At 37.8% G+C, this 25911-nt stretch carries 26 protein-coding genes; 3 read left to right on the top strand and 23 right to left on the bottom strand.

All coding sequences use genetic code 11. The features are described from left to right. Positions 1 to 222: 222 nt before the first annotated feature. From HPK16_RS14810 to HPK16_RS14725, 18 genes are all read right to left on the bottom strand, one after another. Entirely contained in the window at positions 223 to 1248 is a 1026-nt protein-coding gene (locus HPK16_RS14810; protein ID WP_181677690.1) for an Mrp/NBP35 family ATP-binding protein, read from the bottom strand. A gap of 127 nt (positions 1249 to 1375) precedes the next feature. Continuing rightward, the gene (locus tag HPK16_RS14805) at positions 1376 to 2152 is read right to left on the bottom strand and encodes a Two component regulator three Y domain-containing protein (protein ID WP_181677689.1); all 777 of its coding nucleotides are present in this window, start codon (positions 2150 to 2152) and stop codon (positions 1376 to 1378) included. Between the two features lie 18 nt (positions 2153 to 2170). Continuing rightward, the gene (locus HPK16_RS16720) at positions 2171 to 2998 is read right to left on the bottom strand and encodes an O-antigen ligase family protein (RefSeq protein WP_181677688.1); all 828 of its coding nucleotides are present in this window, start codon (positions 2996 to 2998) and stop codon (positions 2171 to 2173) included. Between the two features lie 630 nt (positions 2999 to 3628). Further along, positions 3629 to 4327, bottom strand: a complete 699-nt coding sequence (locus HPK16_RS14795; protein ID WP_181677687.1) for a tyrosine-protein kinase family protein — start codon at positions 4325 to 4327, stop codon at positions 3629 to 3631. A 21-nt stretch (positions 4328 to 4348) separates the two neighbouring features. Then, on the bottom strand, positions 4349 to 5020 hold the full coding sequence (locus HPK16_RS14790; RefSeq protein WP_181677686.1) for a YveK family protein: 672 nt from the start codon (positions 5018 to 5020) through the stop codon (positions 4349 to 4351). 30 nt (positions 5021 to 5050) lie between these two features. Beyond that, positions 5051 to 6163: a glycosyltransferase family 4 protein gene (locus HPK16_RS14785; RefSeq protein WP_181677685.1), complete on the bottom strand. Its 1113-nt coding sequence runs from the start codon at positions 6161 to 6163 to the stop codon at positions 5051 to 5053. A 41-nt stretch (positions 6164 to 6204) separates the two neighbouring features. Continuing rightward, positions 6205 to 7422, bottom strand: a complete 1218-nt coding sequence (locus HPK16_RS17125) for a glycosyltransferase (RefSeq protein WP_181677684.1) — start codon at positions 7420 to 7422, stop codon at positions 6205 to 6207. Between the two features lie 29 nt (positions 7423 to 7451). Continuing rightward, complete coding sequence (gene murJ / locus HPK16_RS14775) at positions 7452 to 8948, bottom strand: murein biosynthesis integral membrane protein MurJ (protein ID WP_181677683.1); 1497 nt, start codon at positions 8946 to 8948, stop codon at positions 7452 to 7454. A gap of 61 nt (positions 8949 to 9009) precedes the next feature. Then, entirely contained in the window at positions 9010 to 9933 is a 924-nt protein-coding gene (locus tag HPK16_RS14770; RefSeq protein WP_181677682.1) for a hypothetical protein, read from the bottom strand. A 7-nt stretch (positions 9934 to 9940) separates the two neighbouring features. Continuing rightward, positions 9941 to 11365 carry a polysaccharide biosynthesis protein gene (locus tag HPK16_RS14765; RefSeq protein WP_181677681.1) on the bottom strand — a complete coding sequence of 475 codons (1425 nt, stop codon included), beginning with the start codon at positions 11363 to 11365 and terminating at the stop codon, positions 9941 to 9943. A gap of 20 nt (positions 11366 to 11385) precedes the next feature. Continuing rightward, positions 11386 to 12363, bottom strand: coding sequence for an SDR family NAD(P)-dependent oxidoreductase (locus HPK16_RS14760; RefSeq protein ID WP_181677680.1), 978 nt, complete (start codon positions 12361 to 12363; stop codon positions 11386 to 11388). Positions 12364 to 12655: 292 nt separating this feature from the next. Beyond that, the gene (locus tag HPK16_RS14755) at positions 12656 to 13390 is read right to left on the bottom strand and encodes a PglD-related sugar-binding protein (protein ID WP_181677679.1); all 735 of its coding nucleotides are present in this window, start codon (positions 13388 to 13390) and stop codon (positions 12656 to 12658) included. After that, positions 13356 to 13946, bottom strand: coding sequence for a sugar transferase (locus HPK16_RS14750; RefSeq protein WP_425487944.1), 591 nt, complete (start codon positions 13944 to 13946; stop codon positions 13356 to 13358). The genes HPK16_RS14755 and HPK16_RS14750 overlap by 35 nt, the downstream gene beginning before the upstream one ends. A 21-nt stretch (positions 13947 to 13967) precedes the next feature. Beyond that, the gene (locus tag HPK16_RS14745) at positions 13968 to 15287 is read right to left on the bottom strand and encodes a nucleotide sugar dehydrogenase (RefSeq protein WP_181677677.1); all 1320 of its coding nucleotides are present in this window, start codon (positions 15285 to 15287) and stop codon (positions 13968 to 13970) included. Then, positions 15284 to 16531, bottom strand: coding sequence for a glycosyltransferase family 4 protein (locus HPK16_RS14740; protein ID WP_181677676.1), 1248 nt, complete (start codon positions 16529 to 16531; stop codon positions 15284 to 15286). Before HPK16_RS14740 ends, HPK16_RS14745 begins: the two co-directional genes overlap by 4 nt. A gap of 14 nt (positions 16532 to 16545) precedes the next feature. Continuing rightward, positions 16546 to 17049 carry a DUF4352 domain-containing protein gene (locus tag HPK16_RS14735; protein WP_181677675.1) on the bottom strand — a complete coding sequence of 168 codons (504 nt, stop codon included), beginning with the start codon at positions 17047 to 17049 and terminating at the stop codon, positions 16546 to 16548. Positions 17050 to 17052: 3 nt separating this feature from the next. Further along, positions 17053 to 17775 (bottom strand): Crp/Fnr family transcriptional regulator, encoded by a 723-nt coding sequence (locus HPK16_RS14730; RefSeq protein WP_181677674.1) that lies wholly within the window; start codon positions 17773 to 17775, stop codon positions 17053 to 17055. A 24-nt stretch (positions 17776 to 17799) separates the two neighbouring features. Further along, positions 17800 to 18450 (bottom strand): helix-turn-helix domain-containing protein, encoded by a 651-nt coding sequence (locus HPK16_RS14725; protein ID WP_181677673.1) that lies wholly within the window; start codon positions 18448 to 18450, stop codon positions 17800 to 17802. A 542-nt stretch (positions 18451 to 18992) separates the two neighbouring features. Between HPK16_RS14725 and HPK16_RS14720 the strand changes: the two genes are divergently transcribed. Both HPK16_RS14720 and HPK16_RS14715 read left to right on the top strand, forming a co-directional pair. Beyond that, the gene (locus HPK16_RS14720; RefSeq protein WP_181677672.1) at positions 18993 to 19694 is read left to right on the top strand and encodes a Crp/Fnr family transcriptional regulator; all 702 of its coding nucleotides are present in this window, start codon (positions 18993 to 18995) and stop codon (positions 19692 to 19694) included. Positions 19695 to 19879: 185 nt separating this feature from the next. Then, positions 19880 to 20080 carry a cold-shock protein gene (locus tag HPK16_RS14715; RefSeq protein ID WP_036061193.1) on the top strand — a complete coding sequence of 67 codons (201 nt, stop codon included), beginning with the start codon at positions 19880 to 19882 and terminating at the stop codon, positions 20078 to 20080. 88 nt (positions 20081 to 20168) lie between these two features. Here the strand turns inward: HPK16_RS14715 and HPK16_RS14710 are convergent, their stop codons facing one another. The 5 genes from HPK16_RS14710 to HPK16_RS14690 form a co-directional block, all read right to left on the bottom strand. Continuing rightward, on the bottom strand, positions 20169 to 22058 hold the full coding sequence (locus tag HPK16_RS14710) for an LTA synthase family protein (protein ID WP_181677671.1): 1890 nt from the start codon (positions 22056 to 22058) through the stop codon (positions 20169 to 20171). 214 nt (positions 22059 to 22272) lie between these two features. Continuing rightward, a complete protein-coding gene (locus HPK16_RS14705) occupies positions 22273 to 22701 on the bottom strand; it encodes a DUF3284 domain-containing protein (RefSeq protein WP_181677670.1) in 429 nt (142 codons plus the stop codon). A 15-nt stretch (positions 22702 to 22716) separates the two neighbouring features. After that, the gene (locus tag HPK16_RS14700; protein WP_246369439.1) at positions 22717 to 22863 is read right to left on the bottom strand and encodes an LPXTG cell wall anchor domain-containing protein; all 147 of its coding nucleotides are present in this window, start codon (positions 22861 to 22863) and stop codon (positions 22717 to 22719) included. 32 nt (positions 22864 to 22895) lie between these two features. Further along, entirely contained in the window at positions 22896 to 23117 is a 222-nt protein-coding gene (locus HPK16_RS14695; RefSeq protein WP_036061190.1) for a hypothetical protein, read from the bottom strand. Positions 23118 to 23527: 410 nt separating this feature from the next. Beyond that, positions 23528 to 24889: a PTS sugar transporter subunit IIC gene (locus HPK16_RS14690; RefSeq protein WP_181677669.1), complete on the bottom strand. Its 1362-nt coding sequence runs from the start codon at positions 24887 to 24889 to the stop codon at positions 23528 to 23530. Between the two features lie 564 nt (positions 24890 to 25453). Here HPK16_RS14690 and HPK16_RS14685 point away from each other — a divergent pair. Further along, positions 25454 to 25888: a nuclear transport factor 2 family protein gene (locus HPK16_RS14685; RefSeq protein ID WP_220132359.1), complete on the top strand. Its 435-nt coding sequence runs from the start codon at positions 25454 to 25456 to the stop codon at positions 25886 to 25888. The last annotated feature ends 23 nt before the right edge of the window (positions 25889 to 25911 follow it).

The raw sequence follows: 25911 nt of genomic DNA, 5'->3' as shown, positions 1-25911 counted from the left end.
GCTAGCAAATTACTTTACTAGTATTACTTTTGGAAATAGCTTTCTATTTCCGCCCTGCGATTCTTACCTAGAAACATCACTGTCTCTATTGGTTTTATCTTTGTTTCTGTTCAGTTTTCAAAGGTCAATCTCTCGTGTTGCGTTTTGCGTTATGTGCATCAGCAACGTTTATAAATATACCAACTATTTATCCATTCGTCAATAGTTTTTTGCATATTTTTTTTATAAATAGTGATTTATTTTTACTGCAAGTTCAAAGAAACGTTTTCCTTGTGTGCTTTCTGCTTCGTAAACACCTGATAGATAGCCATTCTTATTGTGTTCTGGTTGCTCTATCGGAAATACTCCTAACAACTCGGTTTCTAGTTCTGTAGCTACTTTTTTTCCGCCACCTTCTCCAAATAAATATGCTTTCTCGCCCGCTTCTGTTTGATAATAGGATAAATTCTCAATAACTCCCAAAATATGATGCTCGTTCTTTATAGCCATTATTCCTGCTCTCGCGGCAACTGTCGCTGCTGCTTGATGAGGCGTTGTGACAATCAGCTCATTGCAAGTAGGTAACAGTGTATGGATATCTAGTGCGATATCTCCCGTACCTGGTGGTAAATCAATAATTAGATAATCCGGGGCATCCCAATTTACATCTTCTAAAAACATTTTAATCATTTTCCCAAGCATCGGTCCACGCCAAATGACTGGCTCCCCGTCTTCAACAAATGAATCCATAGAAATTAGTTGTACTCCATATGTAGTCACCGGAATAATTTTTTCGTCTACTGTTTTTGGAACATCTTTAGTTCCCATCAAAATAGGAAGGCTGAATCCGTAAATATCGGCATCTAACAAGCCAACTTTTTTCCCCGTGCGTTTTAATGCTACCGCGAGATTAGCTGCTACTGTTGATTTACCTACCCCACCTTTACCGCTAGCAATTGCTATAAATTGTGTTTTACTTTCGGGTGACAGTATATTATTCTTCGCTTCTAGTAATTGTTCGATCCTGGAAACAGGTAAATAGGCGAGCTCAAAATGTATATCCTCACATCCGAATTCTCCAAGTAGTTCCGTTATATTGGTTGTAAATTTATCTGTATGAAGCTCTGGGTCAGCTAGTGCTATTTGTAATGCAACACTATTATTTGTGACACTTACTTCCATAATGCCTCCAGTTTCTTGCAACGTGAACTCCAATACTGGATCTAGTATACGTTCTAATAGTTTGGTGATTTGTTGTTCGTTTAGCATAAAATTGCCCCCTATGGATTTACCTGACGAAAATATAAGCGCTTTCTTCATTATATCATGCTCGCTTCTATTTCCGCCAAGAATTTGCCCATAGAGGACATCCCTGGCTTTGTTTTTAGAATAGCGCTTAGCGTTCTATTTTTAGTTTATTTATGATTTGACTAAGTGATTGGATCAAGAATGGGGGGAAAAACTGGCTTACTTCTTGGTGTATTTTATAGTCACAGATGTCTAATGTAAGATCGTATTCGGCAATACTCAAATCTTGTATTAGATCCTTTACGTGTTCTTCATACGTGTGCTCTTGCTCGGAATAATGAACGTATACTTTAGGTAACGCGCCACTTGCCTCTTTAATTTTTGTAGGTAATAAGGCGTTGAGTTGATCAATGCTACTCTTATCTGTATTTCCCATGATGCTTGATAGGACTGGGGCTTTTTCAGGGATATCGCTTAGATAATTGCCTAGTTTGTATTGCGGGGCGCCGCTAATAATATAGTCTGCTTTCATCTTGATACCGAAATAAAGACTCGCAAAACCGCCTTTACTTGTCCCTATAAAAATCGTATTTTTGGTCGCTAGCTTCTTTTGAACGTCGGCAATAATCGATTCTACTGCAACTCGAATCTTAAAATCACCATTTTCGGCTAAATAATAAGCGCCTCTTTGTTGAAAGCCAAAATTATCTAAAATAAACAATTTATGCGCGTCTACATCTTTCAATGTTCGCAAATAATTATATGTTGCTTTCATGCCTGTCCTTGGAAATGCGCTAAAAATAACGATTAACGGAGCGTCATCTTGAGTACTTTTTTCTAATATATAGTTTAGCTTCTGCTTATTGGGTGCTTTGTATACACGACTTCTCAATTTAAAATATATTTTTGCCATACTTTTTTTCATCATTAACACTCCGTTTATCTAATTAATTTTCTCAAAGTTTGACTCCGTCTGTTTGGAATTTCTCTCGCGTTGAAGTAAGCAAATGACTGCTAGGCCTAAACCTAAGGCGATCCAGATAACGCGCATTTCGAAAATACTGCTGCTTCCAACCGATACGCCGATAAATCCTAAAAGTACTGCGGCTGGGATGGCACCTTTTAAATTACTGTTTGTGATGTAGATTGTCGCTGCTTGGTAGAGATAATATAGGAAAAAGATCAAAATTGGAATGAAGCCTATGAGACCGATATCCGATATAATGCTCAACCAAAAATTGTGGGCCGCCATTGTTTGTGTTCCAGTGATATCGACATTTGCGGTGCCATATAGAGCTTCGAATAAGAAGCGTGGTGTATTTCCGACACCTACTCCTAGAAAATGATGCTCCTTACATAACTGAATTACGAACTTATACATAAACATTCTTTCTTCTGTTGAATCGCCTTTTCCTGTAAAAGAATCAACTAATTGTGAGGTAAGCCCCGAACTCGCGATGCTAGAATAGATCATTTTACTGCAAATAGCCACCACACCAGCGAATAGCGCTAATAGGAAGTACTGTATCCGTAGCACTTTAAAAAGTACCAGCGCGACTATCGCTACAAGTCCTAAGAAGCCGGTTCTTGAATGCGACTCGATCACTAGATAGGTTACAACTGCGAGCAATACCAACCACATTGCAAAGTGCCATTTCTTTTTTGAGGATAATAGGTAGAGGGATACTAGGCCGAAATAAATAACAAGGTACGACGCGTAATCATTCGTGTTAACTAACCAACCTGTGGGCCTTGAATCTTCATAGTTCAACAGAGTACCCGCTGAAAAACGTAAATGTTTCCCCGAGATAACCTCATACACTCCGATTCCAAGTGAAACAATATAGTTACATGATATATATAGAAGAACTTGGCGCATTTTTTTCCATGATGTAATGTAATAAACGCATATGAAAACGAGATATGATGTCTCTATTTGAAAGTAAATAGCGTTCAAGCTAAGCATTGGGTTTGCTGTCCATAGCAAAGTTAACACTGAATAAAGTATCCAAACTGCCATACAAATGAGCGGCACTTTAAGTAGTTTGATAGTTGAAAAATCCTTTTTGCTAAACAAGAATAAAATGAAATGGATGGCTAGTAGTATTCGGAATAAAAAAAGGCTCGGGAGTTGCGGAAGCGATGCATATGCTCCCCAAAAACCCGCCATAATAACAGCTATAAAGAGGCCGTACATCCACTTATCCACATTTATTTTATTAACGTATAGAAGTCCAATGACCAGAACTGGGACAATAAGTAACAAGGGGAATATTGGCGATAGAATGCTTAGTAAAATCATAGATGCGATGACTATCCCTCGGAACGAAACCCTATTTTGAGATACTTTATTCATCATTACTTTCATATAATAGATACACTACTTCCTTCATGGATTTACTTAATAATAATTGTACGACGCCATCTGTTTTTGGTTGTAACGCTTATTATTTAACACTGCACCTAAAATATTCGCATCTACTTGATCGAGTAATGATTTAGATTTTCTGACATCCTCTTCACTTGTTGTTTGGCTATTGACTAATAAAATGGTGCCATCGCTCTCTGCCGCGACTACTCGAGCATCCGTGAATAAATTAATAGGGGGGCAATCTAGCAAAATGACATCGAATTCTTCTTTTAGCTTGGTTAATAAGGTTTTGAATTCATCTGAACGCAATAATTCCAGTGGATTTGGAGGTAATGTGCCAATAGGTAAGAACGAAAGGTATTTATTTTCTAAAGGAATAACGGCTTCTTCAAAAGCAATCATGTCTACCAATACATTAGATAGGCCTGGCATTAGCTTTGATTTATATTGTTTTGAAATTTTTGGATTGTAGAAATCTACATCGATTAACAGTGTTTTCTGCTTGTATAGAGCTGATGTATTCGCATAGTTTGTGATGAAGAATGACTTACCCTCGCCCTTATTTGCCGATGTGACTGCTATTGTTTGTACACTTCCTGCTTTTCGTTCCATGAATTGAATGTTCGTTTGAATGGAACTAAATTTCTCATAAGCTACCGAATTTTTTTGCATCGTCATCTCGTTACCATCCGTTATGATAGTATTTTTTTCTTTTCTTTTAATAAGCATGTAATAAAAACCCTCTCTATTTTAGAGCTCTGAACTCTTAAATTTTGGTATATCTCCAAGGAAAGGTAGCCCGATATTCTCTAGCTGTTCCATATTTTGAACGGTTGTATCCATGGAACATAGAACAAATAGTAATGTAGCGCTCAATAAGCAACCAACCATGATAGCTAAAATGTACATAGAATTATTACTTGGTGTCGTTGGTGCAGATGATTTTTCCAAAACTGTAACTGTTGTTCCTTTGAAGATGCTGGGTATTTCTTTACTTACAACATTTAGCATAGCTGTTGATATTTCTGAAACTTTCTCGCTGTTCATGCCTGTGTAGTTGATTGTTAATACAAGCGAGTTTTCATTGGAGGTAATCTTGGTATCCGCAGAAAGCTCGGATGAAGAATCATCTGTTTTCACCTTTTCTTTGACTAAATCCATTATTTTTCCACTTTGTAAAACAGATGTGAAAGTGTTGATTAATTGGATATTGTTCCTGACACCTTCTGATGATTTCGCTTGTGCATCTGTTTGTTCCGCGTTTAACAAAATTTGGAAAGATGAGGTATACTCAGGTTTCGCAACGTAATTACTGTAAGTGTAAACACTGGCTAGCGCCAAACAAATAATTAGTATTAACCATACGAAGCTTTTTTTGAAAGTTTTCCATAGATTTCCTACCGTGAGATTCTTTAATTTCATATTCATTGCTCCTTATATAATAATAAGATACTAATTTTCATTTGAGTAAATGGCTAGTAGCTTTTCTCCTTCGTGGTTCCAATTGTAATACGTGTCGAATGCCGCTCTTCCGTTTGAACCAATTACTTTATTGCCTTGCGGGTTCGCGATATAACTTTGAACAATTTCGACCAAGCTTTCGTAATCATCCGGATTGCTCGTTTTACCACATTGATGCTCTGTTAACATGGTAGTGAAATCTGGGAAGTCAGATGCGATGATCGGTAACTCTGCAGCCATATATTCGAATAGCTTGGTGGAATGTGAGTTAAGATTATTTGGAGTTGGGTGCAGTAAACACACACCAACATGCGCAGATGCGTAGTGTTCCCAAATATCCTTGTACTGCATTCTTCCATATAAGGTGATATTGTCGCTTAAATCATTGTCCTTGATAAATTGCTTCACTACTTCTTCATTCGTAAAAATAGGCCCGATTAATTTAAAATGAAAATCGATTGTCTGCTTTTCTTTTAACGCTTTGGCTAATTCCAACATATTGAATAACCCGCGTTGCTCAATCAGAATACCTACATAGATCAGCGTGAAGACTTCTTCCTTTACTAGTACAACATCACTTTTAGGCAGGATTGGATAATTTAATACGTCTACTTTGTTTAAGCCCAGCTCTGTGTAGTTTTCTTTGTAAGACAGCTCCGCAAAAATAACGGTATCGCAGTACTTCATCAGGTTTTTCTCCACACGCTCTACTAAACTCGAAAGCGTCGGTCTTATAAAAGCTGGGAGCCACTGTTTGGTTTTAATCGCTGCTGGTAAATGTTCATGCATATCGTATGTGATTCTTATTTCATCGCCTAGACGTTTTTTTAATGCTCGTGCTACAAATAATAATTCGGGGTCATGAAAGTGGAAATACATCGCATCAGACTGGATCATCTCTTTATACAGAAAGCGCCAATGCACAAAGCGGTTGTATCTTTTTTGCGGTTTCATGTAATGCATTGTCAAGTTAGGGGTAACCGTCTTCTCACTTGGATAATCTATGGCATAAAAATCAACTTCTAAACCTTGTGCTGCAAGTGTTTTCGCTTCTTTAAAATAAATCCGTGTATCGCTCCATACGTGAACGGAGCTAGCCATCATAACTTTGTTTGGATTTCTAATTCCAATCCCTCCTAATTATCTTATTTTGTGCTACAGTAGACCGCTAATTGATCATTTAGTGTCATGATATTAAATTGTTCATTGATTTTTTCTCGGGCATTAAGTGATACAGCAAGCCAAGTATCTGGGTTATTTTTGACTTCTAATATTTTTTCGACTGATTTTGCAACGTCATTTTCTGGCACTAACCAGCCGCTTGAACCATCTGTGATTAGCTCTGGAATACCGCTATGTTCTGTTGAAATGATTAACTTGCCGCGCCCCATTGCTTCCATTAGTACTACAGGAATACCTTCTTTATCGCCGTTTGGGGCTGTTCTGCTTAATTGAAGCATCATGTCTGCCTCTTGGATAGCTTGATTGATTTCTGCTTGTGACTGCCATCCGATGAGGTTTACTTCGTTTTCTAGCTTTTGCGATTCGATCAGGGCTTCCATTTCGGCGCGTAGCTCACCTTCGCCAATAATATCCAATGAAACTTGGTGTCCTCGTTTTTTCAACTCGCCTATGGTTTGAATGGCTACGTCCATACCTTTTTTCTCCGTTAAACGTCCGATAGAAAGGAATTTCATGGGTTCACCGATGGGAGCTAATGAAACGAGGCTATATTCTTTCAAATCGATACCCATATGATGGACACGAATTTTGTTAGAGTCAGCGCCAATTTGTAGAAGTTTATCGGCAAATAACTCGCTCACAGGTAGTAATTCGATATCTGAACGAAAAAGTGTATCATAGACGTCACTACCACGATTCTCTATGAAAGAGGTAATATCATGACCGTGGAAAAAAACCGCTGTTTTCTCTGGGAGTAATCCTTGATCTTTCAGAAAAGCTGCGACACTTCCATTGGGACCATAGTGGCAAATGACTGCATCATGTTGTTCTTTTTCGATAAAGTAAGGAAGAGCATATAGAAAACGTGTTGTAAAAATCATTTTTCCATATTTTTTATAATTTAAGGCGTTAAAAACTGCTTTTGGTGAACGCCATACTTGCTTCAAAAATATCTTCATACCACCAGCTAAACGTTTTGACTTGCTCGCTGGGAAGTTTAAGAAATGGGTTTTCTCAAGTAAACTGTATTCAGATACTTGTGCATGATCTGTTATATTATCAACTTTATTCCAAGATAAGATTTCAACATCTATACCTCTATCGATAAAACCTGTAATCTGGTTTAAAATGAATGTTTCGGATAGCTTAGGAAATGAAGAGATTAGAAATAGTACTTTCACGTTTGATTCATCCTCTATTAGTTTTATTTTTAACGATTATTTAGTAATGTTTTAACGTACTTTCTTTGCGTCAGTAGGACACATATGCCATAAATCATTATCCCAACACCGATATAAATAACCAGGTTGATGATTGTATTGAAATGAACGACTTGCATAGTGCCCCAAATTCCGGCACACATAACTAGCGAATTAACAATAGTGAGCACATGCTGCTTTATCATCTCACCATTTTTCCCGAGTAGCCCGATTTTTTTGCGCAAATCTCTATAGCCAAGTATCGTTGACAGTATGGCTGCAAGTAACGGAGACAGCATGATTGCGTAGACTCCAATCCAAAATGAGCCTGCGGATAAGAATATGATTTGGATAATAATTACAATCAATGAATTTTTGACAGGCGTTTTTGTATCACCCATCGCGTAAAATGCTTTAAAAATAAACTCTCGAATGACAACGAACGGCAGAGCCAAACTTAGAAAAATCAGAAACTGCCATACTATAATAGTAGAATCATGTGTGAAATTACCTCGTTCGAACAGTACCTGAATGACTAAGCCGCCGAGCATAATCATGCCGCTAATCATTGGTATTACAAGCATATTTGAGCCATTTATAAAGAGAACTAGTTTCTTTTTTGCCTCGTCAATGCTTCTATTAAAACTGCGCGTTAATGTTGGATAGAGCATCGAGATTAAATTTATAATAATCAACGTCTGCATGATACTAATAATTTGGTTCGCGTAAACCATCGTTGAGATGTAACCTTCTCCGAAAAAACGAGCCAATATATTAGGTAACAATACGGTGACTTGGTAAATAACAGAATTGAGCGTTACCGGAACCGTCAATCGCATGAGTTTGCGAAATTCTGCATCGGCCCATTTGAATTTTGCCTGGTATTTATATTTCTTATTTTTGTTACTAAAAATCAAGCCGATACATTCTACAACATAAGATAAGCCAATACATATCGCAGCTTCCATAATACTTAAGTTTGGTGTAATAATAATATAAATATAGCTGAGTATCGCTGAAATCACCGCTACAATTTTGATAATGATAAACTTACCGTCCATTTGTAGAAAAGCTGTTTGAATCGATGAAATAAGCCTCGTATACTGAGCGATTCCTAAAATAAAAGTCAGCAGGAACGTTAATTCTTGAAAAGTGAGTCCTTGATTCGAATTTCCTGCAAAGAAATAAATACTACCGATGATAAAGTAGGTTAACAAGAGGAGATACGTGATAGACATAATCGCTGTGATATAGGTGTTTAGTATATTTCTATCTTCTATACCATCTTTCATCTTCGCTAAAAATGGAATCAGAACCGTTGCAACAGATGGCCCCATAATGTTGACCAGACAAACCATCGCTGTATTGGCAAAATTAAAAGCATCCATATCATTGCTTATCCCGAAGTTGGTGGCTAGTGCGGTCGTCCTTAACAAGGAGATAACTTGGACGACCATCGTAAGGACGATAATAATAGAAAAAGTTTGATAGAATCTAATTTTCTTCAATAGTGTGTACTGGAACTTGCTTTCTCATCGCCTGTTCGCCTTCCTTCATTATCTTAATGCCCTACTTCAATCCACCGGTCCCATTAGAAGTCCCAATCACAACATAAGGCGGTGTTACTCTGTTTAAAACGACATCGTTCTCATTACCAATAATTCCGCCCGCTACAGCTGTTTGATCTAACCATTTTATTTTTCCGCGAATTTTGCTAAAAAAGTAATCTTCTGTTTTCAAATCTAAAATAGCTGTACCGATCTTTGCTTGAATATCTACGCGATATAAGGCACGCTCTGATAACAGGATTTCGTCGATAAACTGCTCTGAAAAATTGTTTAAACCCATATCTAGCGCAAAACCATCAGCCTGTAAATAGTCCAACCACGTTTCATCTAAAATCTTTTGGGCCGATATGGCAGATATCAATACATCCACCTTTCCAGTCTTATTTTCATGAAAAACTTGAATGGGCCACGGTGTATAAGCTGGTAAAATATCGTTCAGAACTTGCACAATTCGAGTTACTTTCGAAACATCTCCGCCAGAAAGTGTGACATACATGCCTAGTTCAGCAAGCTTCAAAGCCGTTTTTGTAGCCAAGTTACCTGTTCCATATATCATGACCGTGCGTTGATCGAAATTGTTCTGCAGTTCTTTGATAATAATGCTCGTAGCCGCATCAACTGTGATATCATTGGCCTTCAATGGATGAACCGCCGAGTCATGACACGTCTCGCTTGCGATCTCCCACAAATTAATTGCTTGTTTTCGCTCCACATCGATAAAAATATGAGGAATGACGCCATCTACCAGTTGTAAAACCGCAACAACGAATTCCTCCGTGCTTACTTGAATATTTAAAATAGATCCTTCTGAACTTAAGCGATCTGGCAACATTTGATTTGTATTGGTCTTATTAGCCGTAGATGTCAGAATCATGTATTCGTAGTCTGTTAAATTTTTTTGTTTTAAGCGAATCAATGCTTCCATATTTTCTTCACATCGTTTCTTGTAACGCGTTGTGCGTATTAGCTAGTGTTAGTAGTAGACTGCGTAAAGTTTCGTGCTCAATCGTTGTATATGTTTCCATCAGATGTTTGATACTATCTAGCTCTGCGATACTCGTATAATAATTTCCTTCATACATTTTGTCAGTCACTTTACTTGAAAGCTCCTCTTGGTTAAATAACTCTTCTTCCATTTTCTCACCTGGACGAACACCAACATATTTAATGCTGATATCACGTTTATTTTTACCAGAAAGCTCGATTAGTTGATCCACCATACCTGAAAGGCCAAGTTGTTCACCCATATCTAACACGAAAATAGCATTTTTTCGTTTAAGCATACTTGCTGAAATAACGAGTTTGCTTGCCTCCGGGATTGTCATGAAATAGCGCTTCATTTCTGGATTCGTTATCGTAAGTGGTACTCCCTGATGAATTTGTGCCCATAGCTTTGGAAAGACGCTACCTCGACTACCTAATACGTTACCGAAGCGAACAACATTACAAACAGTCCGACTTGTCATGTCATTCTCAAGTGTTAATTTCTCTGCTAATCGCTTACTAGCGCCCATTATGTTTCTAGGGTTAACAGCCTTGTCTGTTGATACCATCACAAATTCTTCCGCCGCGTTTTGTTTGCTGGCTTGGATGACGTTGTATGTGCCGATAATATTATTTTTGACAGCTTCATAAATGTTATTCTCCATCAAAGGAACATGTTTATGCGCCGCTGCTTGATATACAATGTGTGGTTTGTGTTGCTTAAAAACCTGCGTCATACGTAATTCATCTCGAATATCTGCAATCACTGGTACAATTTCAACATCATAAGACTTGATCATTTTTTCTTGCTGTAACTCACTATCAATTTGGTAAATGCTACCCTCACCATGACCCAATAAAATAATTTTCTCAGGCTGACAATTAAAAATTTGATGGGCTATTTCAGAACCAATTGATCCGCCTGCGCCTGTAATAAGAACCGTTTTTTGACGAATCTTCCTTTTTATGTCATTGTAATCTAGCTGAAATTCCGATCTATCTTGAATCAAATCTTTGTAGTCCAATTCTGGAATGGCTACTTTTTGACTTTCTCTCGTCGAAAACACGGATGGAAGAACAAATAAAGTAACATCATAATCCCTTAACTCATCGATAATCTTGCTTTGCGTCATCGTGTCCAATGTTGGAATCGCTAGGATAACATGCTTGATATCTTCATTCGTTATAGCCTTGCTTAAGTCAGCTAAATTCCCTTTCACAGGAATCCCATATAAATCCAAACCAACTTTATGACTAGCATCATCTAAAATAACAACTGGCTGGTAGCGACTATTTTTAGTTGTCTGCAGTTGCTCGATAACAAATTTCCCTCCAGCTCCTGCACCAATAATTAATGTCCTCATCATTTTCATATTCGCTCCTCCTCGTGTATTTAACGGAATGTAAGTTCTTTATCCCATTCTAAATTGAATGTATATAACTCTTGCAAGCCTTGTCGTAATGTATATTTTGCTTTCCAGTTTAATTCTTCTGTCGCAATTTTTGTATCTAGTATTGACCTTCTAATATCGCCCGGCCGCGGTCCAATAATTTCAATCGGTGCTGATTTATCAAATATATCAAGCACCTGTTCGTAAACATCTAGAATAGAAATCTCCGTTCCCGAACCAATATTAACAACTTTATTTAACGGCTTTTGAGTCGCCAATTTATTAGCTTCTACTACATCCGCTACGTAAATATAATCGCGCGTACAACCTCTTGGCATGTCTGGGTATGCCATCAGTATCGATTTTTTATTTTCGTTTAGGTTCTTCAAAAAAATAGGAACTACACCGCTCTCTCCATCAGGAACTTGCTTCGGCCCAAATACATTAGCATAACGTAAAACGGTATAATTGAAATCATATTTTTCGCTGTACATATTAATATATTGTTCCCCCGCGTATTTCGTTAGCGCATAAGGAGAAATAAGTTGTGGTGTGTCTTTTTCTGCTGATCGCTCGTCACCTTCTAATTTTTTCGAAAGTGCACCGCCTGATGATGCAAATACTAATGTTTCGATGGGGTATTTTTGAACCAGCGCTAGCAATTGCAGTAATCCACCGATGTTTGTATCTAGATCATATATTGGATTTTCGAGTGAGTATGGTACGGATTTTTGCGCCGCGTGATGATTAACTACTTGTGGTCTGAACTTGACGAACAAGGCTTCCATTTCCGTTTTATTACTTATATCTACTTTATAAAAGTGAAATTCCGGATGATTCATTAAGTCAGCAATATTTGCTTCTTTTCCTGAAATCAGATTATCGACACAGATTGTTTGATATCCTTCAGCCAAGTACATTTTGCAAATATGTGAGCCAATGAATCCCGCTCCACCTGTTACTAAAACTGTTTTTTTCACGGTGTATCACTCCAATGATTTATTTTTTTGTTTGGTATCTCATCTAAGTAGCTCAGTGTTTTTAGTGTCGTTGTTTTTTGAACACCCTAAGTATAACGCTTCTCAATTGATACATCTTTCTGCCCTTTGTTACTGTCCAAGCAACTTCTGCGCCTGATTATTCCTCTAGGTGCACATTAAAATGTCCATTATTTCATATAGGCTGCTTTTTTATAGAATAATGAACATTTAATGAACAAAGAAAGTGGTATCTTTTACGAGAAATTATTCATCTATTGGAATGCATCGTTGCTTATTGTTCTCCGCGGACAACATCTGTTTTCGTAATCGATCTAGCCAATTTATTCACGGCACTTTTCTCACTACTTTTGACCTTTACCACTGCTGGCGTTCCAATCGCGATACTATGCTCCGGTACATCTTTTAAAACAGTCGCGTTGGCAGCAATAATAGTATGTGAGCCAATCTTCTTTCCTTGTGTAATAACCGAGCCTGCTCCTACAAACACCTGATTTTGAATGGCTACATTGCCTGATATGGTGGTGTTAGCGGCAATCAATACACAATCTGCAACCCGTGTTTCGTATTCCAATGTTGCACCAGCTAAAATAAAAGTATGATTCCCAATCGTTCCTTGGTGCATCACCGTCGCATTTGCCGATACATAGACACCATATCCAACATGTGTAGAAGGATCCACATACGCGTAAGGATGAATAACTGTCGCGTAACGTTCTTCTTGAAAGCCCAGACTTTGGGCCACTTCAAATTTATTTTCTGGATCTCCAATCGCAATAATAAAGGCGGTATTTTCATCTTGGTAAAGTGATGCAGCTAGCGAAATAGGTCCGCGGTTGATGCCGTCTTCCAAAAACAATGACGCATACTGCTCGTCTAGGAATCCCCAGACAGAAAATCCTAAATCATATTGCTCAATGACATTGCGAATCATTCTTCCCTGGGATCCGCTCCCAATAATAACAAGTTTCTTTCTAGCCTCTGTATCTCTCTGCCGAAACAAATCCATCCTGACTAACGCCTTCTTTCTTAATAATCACTTTGATAGTTAGCAAAATAATTTTTATGTCAAAAAGTAAGGAATATTGCGTTACGTACGTAACATCCATTCGGAATTTCGTTTTCCAATCAATTTCATTTCTTCCATTCACTTGTGCCCAGCCTGTTATTCCAGGTTTCATGTCTAATCGTTTACGCTCTTCTTCCGTGTACAGATTGTTATATTCAAGCAATAGCGGCCTTGGTCCCACAAGACTCATGTCCCCTTTTACAACATTTATTAATTGCGGTAATTCATCAACACTCGTTTTTCGCAAGAGACTCCCTACCCGCGTGAGCCTCTGTTCATCTGGTAATAGATTTCCTTCATCGTCATATAATTCTTTCATTGATTTAAATTTATAGAATCGGAATGCTTTCCCGTGAAGTCCCGGTCTTCGTGACATGTAAATCGGATTTCCTTTGTAATAAATGGCAAGCACTAGTGTCAATACAGCCATCGGAATACATAGAATAACGATGGCTATGGCAGCTACGATGGTGTCAGTGACTGTTTTAATTATCAACATAACTTTTTAACCTCACCCTCAAATATATACTGGTTCATTGATTTCTAGCGCGCCAGTCCCAACGGAATAGTAGCTAACACCAGCATGCTTCATTTCCAACTTATCAAATACTAATCGCCCGTCCAACACAACTGGATGTTTCATTTGCGATGTGAACTCTGCCAATTGGATGTTCTTAATTTCATTCCACTCTGTCACAACCAATGCCGCGTCCGCTTGATACAAAACGTCAGAAACGGTATCAGCAACATGAATCGCGTTTCCAAATACAGCCTTCATATTGGCAGCAGCAACCGGATCGAAAATAGATACTTCAGCTCCACAACGTAAAAGTTCTTCAATAATAACCTCAGATGCCGCTTCCCTAATGTCGTCTGTTTCTGGTTTAAAGGCCACTCCTAAAAGAGCAATTTGCTTACCAGCTAAGTCACTATAATGTGATTTTAGAACCTCTACTAACTTCAACTGTTGCACTTTATTGGCATCAATCACAGACTGTATCAACCCGAAATCATAACCGACATTTTTAGCAATATGATTCAGCGCCAACGTATCTTTCGGGAAACAAGAACCGCCATATCCGATACCTGCTTGTAAAAAGGCACCTCCAATTCGACTATCCATTCCCATACCTGCACTGATTTCGCGAATATCGCCACCAGTTTTTTCACAAATATTAGCAATTTCATTAATAAAGCTGATTTTGGTGGCTAAAAAGGCGTTCGATGCATACTTAATCATTTCAGCACTTTCCAGAGCCGTTTTAAAAATTGGGATATGAAAGCCTTGATTTATCCCTTCTAGTTTGTCAAGTGCTTCCTCATCATCTGCACCAAGCACAATCCGATCGCCGTGGAACACGTCATGTACAGCCACACCTTCTCTTAAAAATTCAGGATTGGAAACAATCGAGATTTTGTAAGGCGTTTGATTTTGTATAAACTCTTTCAAATAACGATTTGTTCCAACCGGTACCGTACTCTTCACAACAACTACCGTATCTTGAACAATCGATTGGGCAATGTTTGCCGCTGCCTCTTCGATATAATCGAGATTCGCTGATCCATCTTGTTTTTGGGGTGTACCAACTGCTAGATAAACAACCGAACTATTCGCTACAGCCATTTTTAAATCCGTACTGAATGAAAGTCTACCCGCTTGGATGTTCTTCTCGATTAAAGCTTCAATGCCTGGTTCATAAATCGGTGAAATAGCTTGCTTCAACTTTGCTACTTTATTCGTATCTATATCAATGCAACAAATGTCATGCCCTATTTCTGCCAGCGCCACACCTGTAACTAATCCAACATATCCTGTACCAATAACTACTATATTCACGATAATTTGCTCCTCTCAAGCGATCCAACCAAAATTTGTTCTACCTTATTTGCAAGCTTTTCCGCGCTGTAATGTTCTTCTGCAATCTGCCTTATTCTCGGTTGTAACTCTGCTAATGATTCCCGTTGCTGTTCTAAATCTATGAGTAAATTCGCCAAATCTTGTGGTTTTTCTGGATTAACATAATGTCCAATGCCATAATTCTCAACAATATCTTTTGTCCAACCATCCGAATTCACAATAATTGGCTTACCTGCTGCCATTGAATCAAAGAATTTATTCGGTGAGTTGGTTGCCAGAATTGGTAACGGCTTGAAACATGTCATCGTAATATGGGCTAAACTCGTAATCATCGGAACATCACTACGCGGAACATGCCCTAAGAAAACAACATTTGTTAACTTATGTTGGATACAATATGCTTCCAATCTTGGCTTGCTTTTCCCATCGCCGCCAATCACAATTCTGATATCTTCCTGATTCTTCTCTTTTAGTATTTTCGCTGCCTCTACTAGATAATCCAATCCGTTAGCCTCGCCCATTGCACCTAGATGTAATAGAAGGAACTTGTTTTTTAACTGGAATTTCTCGAGCCATACTTGTTGCTCGTTCGTATAATCTTTTTCTAGATCAAACAGATTTAGATCTGATAAATTGGATACCATCGTAATCTTATTTGGATCTATACCGGTTTCGATAATTCCCTCTGTCATACCTGGGGATAAACTGATAATATGATCTGCTTTTTGGTAAACTTTTGATTCTAATTTGCTGAGTCTATTTAAAATAAAATTAGATTTGATAGCTTCCATTTGTTTTGGAGCTTCTGGCCATAAATCTCTAACTTCAAATACGAAGGGAATTTTCAATTTCTTTTGTAATCGCAGTGTTGGTATCGCGATAGTTAGTGGTGTCGACGTGGAGAACATGATATCCATCCCTGTCAACTTCTTACCAATTTTGTATGCTTGTTGCATGTAAGAAAAGAAAGACCATCCTCTTTTTACTAATCCCATGTAGTTAGAATAGTCGTTTTTGATTGCTATGACTTCAATGCCATCTATCCGATAATACTTCACATTTTTTTCTTCTTTATATGGTGTATCTCCAGCTAAAAATGTATCTGTTGTAAGCATGCATACTTCGTGGCCTTTTTCGATAAGCTTCTTTGCAAACTCATAAGATCTCGTTGCTGTATGAGAATTACGTGTAGCAAAATATTGATGAAGATATAATATTTTCAATAGCTCAACGCTCCTTATTTCTTATCTTGTGGAACAATAATATCCCATGCAGCACGTTCTTTATTGCTAAGCGGTTGATACATCAATTTAAATTCGTTATAATCTTTTGGAATTTCATAGTAGCCATCGCCTTCTGAAGTTGCACCTGGCTTAATTGCATCTGCGTAGTTGATACCACTACCCATGTAATAGTAATTCTCGCCAATATTAATAATGAAATCATTAGCTGCTACTGTGAAATCTTTATCTGATTTATTTTTAATCTTGTAGTGGATTTTAACTATCTTATTTCCTTTTTTATTTTCTTCCGGTGATACTTCATTACTTACTTTTGTCGGTGTAATTTCCAATTGTTTTGTTGTTTTCATCTTGTTAAGGTCTGCTTGATCTTTTTTTGTTGTTTCTGTTTGCTTTGCGGCTTGTGATGACGAATCATTCGTATTGCCACACCCCGTCAAAAGAAGTGCCGAACAAGTTAAGATTGCTGCTGTATTTGTAATTTTAGTTAATTTTTTCATGGTCTAGTCCTTTCGCTGCTTCACACTCTTACAATCAGTTAAAGCATTCCTGTTTTTAGTGTTTCTATTTAATAGAATGAACTGCTTTGATTTAATAACACAGAACTTCTCATTCTCCAGCATTTTGCAAATTTGAGACATCGAATTCATACTTAAGTTCGCATAGTTGGCAATGTCTTTTCTTGTAAAACATCCCGGTATCTTTATCCCATCATCATCTTGATATCCGTACTTCTCGGCGATATCAATCAGAATGTTTTTTAGTCTTGTCTTTCCAATTTGGCGCATCAACATATATTTTTCTGCCACTAGGATATTATAATTTTGATTATTCAAATACAGAAAAAGCCACCCTTCTTGCATGTTAAATATATTGTTTAACACATCCTGTTTTGAAAATGTGTATATAATAGTTTTTGTGATTGTCCTAACATTATATTTACTCGCCTTCGGTATAAAAATATCATTCATCCCAAGAATGTCACCTTCACTTGAGAAGGATATAATCTGATCTTCATATTCATAGGCAACAATTCCTTTCTCTAGAAAATGAATATGCTCATCTAAAATATGCGCTGAGTTTAGCTCTGTATTTTTAGGGATTTCCATTTTCTTGTATGCTACTCTATAGACAGGATCTTCTTTCAGAAGTTCAAGTAATCGATTGGCGTTAAACCTTCCTTCCACAGTCTCTCGATTATATAGCTCAGCGAAAAGTGTGCTCATGTATACTACTTCCTTCCAAAAACTTTAGAAAACTTTGGTTATAATAATTGGCTTCAGAGATATCACGCCTTGTTTTTTAAATTTACTTAATATTAGATTGACGTACTCACGACTTGAGTTACTAAGTTTAGCTATTATCTCTTGGGTAATACAATTCGGCAAAGCACCTGAATTGTTTGATGTAATACACCAAGCTATCACTTCGAATACTCGTTGCTCTGCCGGTAGCAACATCCAGTACGATTTAATTTGCAGTAATTGCTTAAACATCTCTTGTTGGGATCTGATATGATACTTCTCAGATGATCTTGACATATTTTCAAGTAACCGATTTAAAAAAACTTTATTAACCAGTATAATTCTGCACTCCGATAAAGCTGTCAATGATTTCTCTGCATTTTTATCAATAGAGAGCCATTCTAGATCACATGATTGATTCTTAAATAGAAGAAACGCATTTAGTATACTCTTTTCTTTGGTAGGAATAGCTATCTTCTCTTCAAAATATACAATTCCTTTCATATTGAACAAATATACATCAGACTTACTGGAGAAATCCCATATGCTTTCGCCCTTTCTAACATCCATCACTCGGATATTATTAGAATGCTGATTATTGTCATGATATTGTGTAAGAATTTGTTGTAGATTAATATCTTTTTCTAATGTAGCCATGAAGCTCACCTCTCTTAGTTTTATCCAGTGCCATATCTGTATGTTATCACTGAATACTTTTAAAAAAAATACAATACTTCTTGTTTATGGGCACTAATATTGTACATTGTGTTACATTATTGTCTTAAATGCATTTTTTGACTATTTTTCTTACTAATGTTACTACCATCATCCAAGTTAACCGGAGTGACGCATGCCTTGAGTAAATTCATATACAGGAAAGTAACTTATATGTTATTCTAAAGCTAACTACTCAACGGTTTTATTAGCTACGTTGTTTTTCTAACACCATTAGTATAACGCCTCAATTAAAATACTTCTTACACCTATCTATTACTCCAATGGCTGTTTTCTATCGATTTTATTCCTCTAGATTCACATAAAAATGTCTATTATGTTATATTTACGCTTCTTTTTTGATAATCATGAACAATTTAATAACAACGCTACTAGTATTCTTTTTATGAAATCAGTAATCTAGATGAACATACATAGGATAAATATTCTGTTTGCACAACATTCTTATTAGAGGGGGCGGCACCATGTATCTAAAAGAAACTATCGATAATTTTGCAACGAGTTCCAATATCTTAAAACTGCTAAAAAAAGACGCGCAATTTAATCATCACTGTATAGAAGAGAAATTCCCAATGGGTCAAGAACTATTATTCGGGAAAAGAAGAGAACACTTCTACTTAATTGAAAGTGGCTATGTCAAATATACGTATGAAGGTCAAACTGGGAAAAAATTCAGCTTTTTTATTCGCTCTGGAAGTTTTCCCTTTCTACCTCTGTACGAGGAAGATATCCCCACCAAATCGCGTCTTGAAGCATTGACAGATGTTGTTTGGTGGAAAATTGATTTTTCTTTCTTCAAACAAACCCTGTTGCTTGAAGATCCTAGAAATTATATTTTATTAAGCTACCTCGCACGTACTCGTAGGGAAATGTATGGAGTAGCTGTGAAAGACCGCCTCAATTCAAAGGAACGGATTTATTTTAGTTTGCTAACCCTGATTGATTTTGGTTTTCATGTAGATACTAATGTGGTTGAATTACCTGTTTTCCTCACTTATGAACGCTTAGCTGAACTTTCTAATACTTCTAAAGGCTACACCTCAAAAGTTTTACTCGGCTTGCGGGAAGATAAAATTTTGATATCTAATAAGAAACCTTGGATTATTTCTGATATCATAAAGCTGAAAGAATTATTGGGCGCGGATAGCTTACCAGAGCCATTTTAAAGACTCTTATTGATTAGAAAGAAGATAATAAAGAGTTAATGTTTGCATTATCAAAGAAAGCATGGTATATTTAACTAGACTTATTTTTGTTGGTGAAGAAATGATTAGTGAATAACTTTCCACTTCGTACCGCTAAGCAGGAATAGTAATATTATGTGCCAGTGTGCACGAGGAGGAATTTAGATATGGAAACAGGTACAGTAAAATGGTTTAACGGCGAAAAAGGTTTTGGTTTTATCGAACGCGAAAACGGTGACGATGTATTCGTACATTTCAGCGCTATCCAAGGTGAAGGCTTCAAATCTTTAGACGAAGGCCAAAAAGTTACTTTTGACGTAGAAGAAGGTCAACGTGGACCTCAAGCTGCTAACGTTGAAAAAGCGTAATTTTAGCTGATGAAAGAGACTCACTTTTGTGAGTCTCTTTTTTTGCAAAACGAAATGAGGTATTTCCAATGGAAATACCTCATTTCGTTTATTTATTTTTAAACAACGTCGGTTTGGAATAACCTTTTCCACTTACCAAATCATACTCAATTAGTTTATAATCCTCTAGATATTCTTTAGCTTTCGGAGATAATTGATCTTCAATGATGGTTTGGTTTTCGCCGTTAATTAAGACATTTTTCTCTAAACCTTGAACTTCTTTGCTCATTTCTGTTAGCAGCGCGTAGTATGGCGAAACTTTACTGTCTGTTAGCTCCAACATTTTGGGAACAAAGTAAATGGGGCTGATTGTACCGTAATCTTTTTTCGGTAAATCGAAATTGGCATACATGAATAATGGTGTTTCATGCATCGTTCGTTCTGTATTCTGGTTGACTATTTCTTCTGGGAACACGCTCGGCAGATGATCTCCCCAGAAAACGACCATTGTTTTTTCTTTCATATCATCGAGCTCTGTCACGAAGTCTTTCAGAGCGTCATCAGAGTATTTTATTCCTTGGATGTAAGATTCTACAGTCTGTTTATTTTTTTCTGGTATGCCCTCGACACCTATCGTATTGATATATTTATCCCAGTATGTCATGTGATTTTGCATGGTGACAAGGTGGATAAAGGTCGATGTTTTATTTGCTTTTAGCTGGTCTAATGTTTCTTGAAAAGCGGATGCGTCTGAGATATATTCGCTGTCATCTAGTGTTTCTGTATGCTTCATTTCGTCTCGACTGATGAATTTATTGAATTCAAGAGCGTTATATACATCTGTACGCCTATAAAAAGATGGTTTAAATGGATGAATCGCGATTGTTTCATAGTTGTTTTGTTTTAACGAACTCACCAAGGATGGAAAATTTTCTTTTTGATAAAGGAACATCTGGTATGGTGATGTGATTTGTGGGTTGATATTGTACATAGAAAGTCCTGTCAAAGCTTCGAATTCGATGTTAGCTGTGCCACCACCGTATCCTTGCGATAGACTGTATCCGGACGGGTATTTCTCCATAATTTTGCGGGTTTCTGGAATTGGATCTGATGAAGTTGTTACGCCGTGTAATCGCGTTGGGTCACTGAAACTTTCGCTCATAACGTAGACGATATTGACGTCATCCATCGGTTTGTTTTTGCGTGTTGCATTGATTTGGTCTGCGAGTTTGCTGTATTTTTCCGTGATATCTTTAATATGCGATTCGGTGTAATTAACTGGTTTATCCATAATATTTGCTGTGGCGCTATATATGAGACCCCCAACGAAACCATATTGTTGATAGCTTTCTTTCGGGTCAACGTCTTTCCATTGGGCATCGATGTTGTACGCCTTTCTGAGCCAATTATCGGAGCTTTGAAAGTTAGTGAGAGAGAACAGGAGAACTCCGCTAAAAACGAGCCCTGCTGCGCGAATAATAAGTGTCTTCTGGTCCCAGTATTTGAAATCGCGGCCGTAGTATTTAGCTGAAATTTTGCGGGAGTAGCGGTCGAGTATCCAGGCGATGGCGATGATGACTGCGATTCCGAGGAATAGGAGTACGACGAGCCATGTGGAGAGCATGGAGAGCATGAAACGCCATTGTGTGATCATTTCGAATTCCTGTGGGTAAAGCGGTTCGCCACGTTCCAGGAATTTCTGATTGTTCGCGAAGGCTACAACGATGGAGGTACCAACAAAAATGGTGCTACTTGCCCATACGTTTCCGATGAGCGAAATTAGAAATAAGTATACTAGCATGAGAACTAAAATTCCGAGTAAAAATGGAATCGGATATGTCTTGATCATTTCGAAAGTAGCAGATAAGTTGAAGCCACTAAGCGATGCATCTAGTAAAATGTGCAAAATAACGGATAGGACGAGCCCAAGACCTAGTGTTCTGAGTGACCTAACTAGATATGGATGCTTTGGTTGTTTCCTCTTTTCTGGTGCTATCATAATAAAAAATCTCCTCTGTAGCCTAAAAGCTATGTTTTTCCGTTTTCATCTTTCTTACGTATTATACTATAGTGAAAAATAGAGTACAAACGCCACGAGTAAGAGCAGTGAGACATGCCTCACTGCTCTTACTCTATATCAAAAAGCGATATTTCTTATTGATGGCACTTGGGATACCACAATTATTGGGGTAATACCGCCTGATGATCCCCTTTTATTTGCTTGCTGTAATGACCGAATCTTCCATGGCTTTCAGCAAACGCGTTACCCTTTTTTTCCTCAAAAATGCGAAAATGGTACCTACCACCATATTGTTCATTTTCTGCATCCATTTCTCAGCTTCAATTTCTTCCTTATATGTGACTTCACAGACATGATCACTAATTTCTGTGACCGTATACGTTGTCCGGTGAAGGTTTACACGACTCGTTGTTTCGAATTGATACACGTTTGGAAATTGAAACTCGGTAATCTTGGTTTCAACTGCGGCGCCATTGGACATCGTTCTGCGATACTTCAGCCCTTTTAGCTTTTGCATCGGCAGATTTTTTCCGGTCGCTTGCTTGACGTCATAAATAACAGATTTTGCAATCGTATGAAAACATTCTTTTTGCGAGATGTATAATTTTTTGGAAACGTTCATAACGCCATCTCCCTTTTATGAATTCTTGTCTTTCTTCTTTTTCAGGAAAACCATGAGGCCCCCGAGAACAACCACTAAAATTCCAGTAAACATCATTGGCAAATTAGTCGAGTTACCGCCCAGCGTTGGACTGAACACGATAATAATTAAACCAAGGCTCATTATAAATAGTCCGTTTGCAGCACTTTTCATCATTACTCCACAGTAACCTGGAAGTAGAGAACGGCGCCAATATCCGTTGCTTTCATAACATCCTTCGCGATTCTAACCGCAGCTTCTTCATCCTCAGCAGTCGTTTCGAAGTATAATTTAATTCCTTTTTCGTCCACCTTTTTAAAAGTGACACCATTTTCATTATAATTCTCCAATGTTTCTACAAAAAAATCTCGTTTCATAGGACTACTAATTACGATCATTTTCATTACCTCCTTCTACGTATTACCTTTATTATACTTTTCGGTGTGTGGAGTGTAAAGAATCAACTAAACACGATTTCACATAATGGTGAAGTTTTCGATTGCCTCCTAATAAATCGGCGACAAGCGCTCAATTAGCGTAAAGTCCAAATTCAGGCTCTTCGTTCAAAAAACGATTCCCTAACTCCGACTTAACTAGAGTCATATCTCAAACCCACTAAAAATTAAAAGTTCCACATCCCGGTCCTGACTCCCCGTCAAAACCGGTCCGTGTCACCAAACCTCAGCGGGACGACAACTGCTTAGTTCCTAGGCAAAAGCGAGCACCGAAGCGGAATGTACGACTGTACACGAGCATCGGAGCGGAGCTTTTAACGACGGAAATGAGCGGTTGTCGTTCCGCTGAAGACTTATTCTTTCATTTCTTCTTCAGGTATACCAACCTTATTCGCTGTAATAACGAATGGTACCCATATTATGAAGGCTATGGCCATGTTTATGAGCGATATGACAGGTGCCATCCAATCTCCTCCGGTTGCGAGGAATGAGTTGAGTAGCGGTGGCATTACCCATACCACGGCGATTTTAACTGGTGCAACGAGTCCCCATACAGTTGCAAAGTAAGCGACTGTTACCATGATCATTGGTGCAATGATGAATGGAATTAGATAGATTGAGTTAAGCACGATCGGTAGACCGAACATGATTGGCTCATTGATATTGAAGATACCAGGCCCGAGTGATAGTTTTGCAACGGTTCTCGAGTCCGCTCGTTTAGAGAACATGAGTAGAGCGATGATAAGTACAAGTGTACCACCTGAACCACCCATCCATACGTAAGCGTCGAAAGAACCACGAACCCATTGGTACGGAAGATCGGATCCTGCAACACCTTTTGCTGCTTCATTAATGTTGTTAAGTTGCGCTGTACCCCAAAGTGATTCTAGAACTGGAGCCAGTACGTTTGGTCCGTGAATACCGAAGAACCATAGTAATTGAACTAGGAATGTTACTAATAGTACTGCGCCATAACCTTGTGACAAGGCAAGTAGCGGTTCTTGAATTGTTTTAGAAATCCATGTGATAACGTCAAGACCTGTTAATTTAACGAATGACCAGTCGATGATCGCACAGATGTAAAGTGCTACTAATGCAGGAATAATCGCCGCGAACGCTTTACTTACTGCTGGTGGTACAGAGTCTGGCATTTTGATAGTGATGTTGGCACGCATTAATTTTGCGTAGATAATAGTAGAAATAAAACCGAATAACATTGCTGTAAACAAACCGGTACCGTTTACTTGATTTAAGTCTAGGAATCCCCAAACTGGTTGAATCATCGAAACGTCTGCTTTTGGATGCGCTGCTAAGATCGCATTTTTGATTGGATCAACAGCAACTGTTTGTGACAAGTTCATAACGAATGCTGCAAGTGAAACAAGTGCACCGGCTAAGCGGTCAACTTCATACACTTTTGATAAGTTATAACCTAATGAGACCGAGAATACTAAGGAAACGATTGCAAGGGTCGCCGCCCAAACATATCCATTTACTCCGATAAGTGGTTGCATGGCTTCGACAAATCCTGTCCAACCCCATGATGTTGGGAAATCCCTGAAAAATGCATTTAAAAGAACCGCGATTGAGCCGGCCATTGTGATAGGCATTGTTGAAATGAATGCATCACGTAACGCGACTAAATGTTTTTGCGAGCCTATTTTAGCTGCTACTGGCACGAAATACTTTTCTAAAAAATTAGTTAGTCCGTTCATAATTATCCTCCCTATTTTAAAACGATTTGTGGTTTATCGGCATTCCTCGAATAAACTCTCTAAAATGGATACCCTTTTTGCTTCGAGTTTATCGGCTTCTTTTAGCGCCTGAATGCGAACAACCTCCATGCGACCTGTGAATGGCTAGGGATGTCCTCCTCTCGTATTCAGATTAAGGTTTTATGGATTCACTTAACTATATTGCAAAAACCGTGCCAAGTTTTTAAAAGGGATAAAAAATACTGGAAGCGCTTCATATGACAGGGTTTGTTTGTGAAAGTGAAGCGTTTACACACATAATGTGCGTCTGTGTAAAGCGAAAAAGTGCTGTACACACTTGGTATGCTTGAATTTTTGTTTTATCGGTTTTGAAATAATATTTCACAAACATGCAAATACGATGAATTTTTACGGGATTTTTATTTTTATTTGTCTAATGGGTAATATCTACACATTTAAGCGCTGTCTTACTGATTATTTAACAAATCTGTCACCTTATTCTTTCTTTTATTGTGTTATGCTTTATAGGTACAAACAAAACATAAAGAGATAGGGGCGATTTGAATGAATTTGACATTAGAAGAAATGAAAGCGGTAACTCATGAATTCCATACGAACCTTAATAACAGAGATTTTGACAAGCAATTTGCGTTAGTGACAAGTGATATTGAGTTTTACAAGAACGGGGAAGTTATAAAAGGAGCCGAGAATTTTGTTGATGCACTTCGGAAAATTACTGCTTCGTTCGCAGATGCAGTAGTAACGGACCAAGAAGTTTATGCAGAAGGAAACGTTGCTGTTGTTCGTTATATTTTATCCGGCTCATTAACTGGTAGTATTACATTTCCTGATGGCACCTCTGCATCTGAAACGCACAAAGCATTTAAATACAACAGTGTAGAGTTTTTTGAATTTGATAAGGATGGTAAGGTATGTGCAATTCGCCAAGTAAATGATTCTGGCTTGACGCCTTCCACAATAGAAGCTGCTGTAAAGTAGATTTTAAGCTATCAATAAGAAGA

Source organism: Paenilisteria rustica (genome assembly GCF_013820765.1).
Taxonomy (GTDB): domain Bacteria; phylum Bacillota; class Bacilli; order Lactobacillales; family Listeriaceae; genus Listeria_A; species Listeria_A rustica.
The sequence above is the reverse complement of the archived record's forward strand: the minus strand, read 5'-3'. Positions and strand labels throughout refer to the sequence as shown.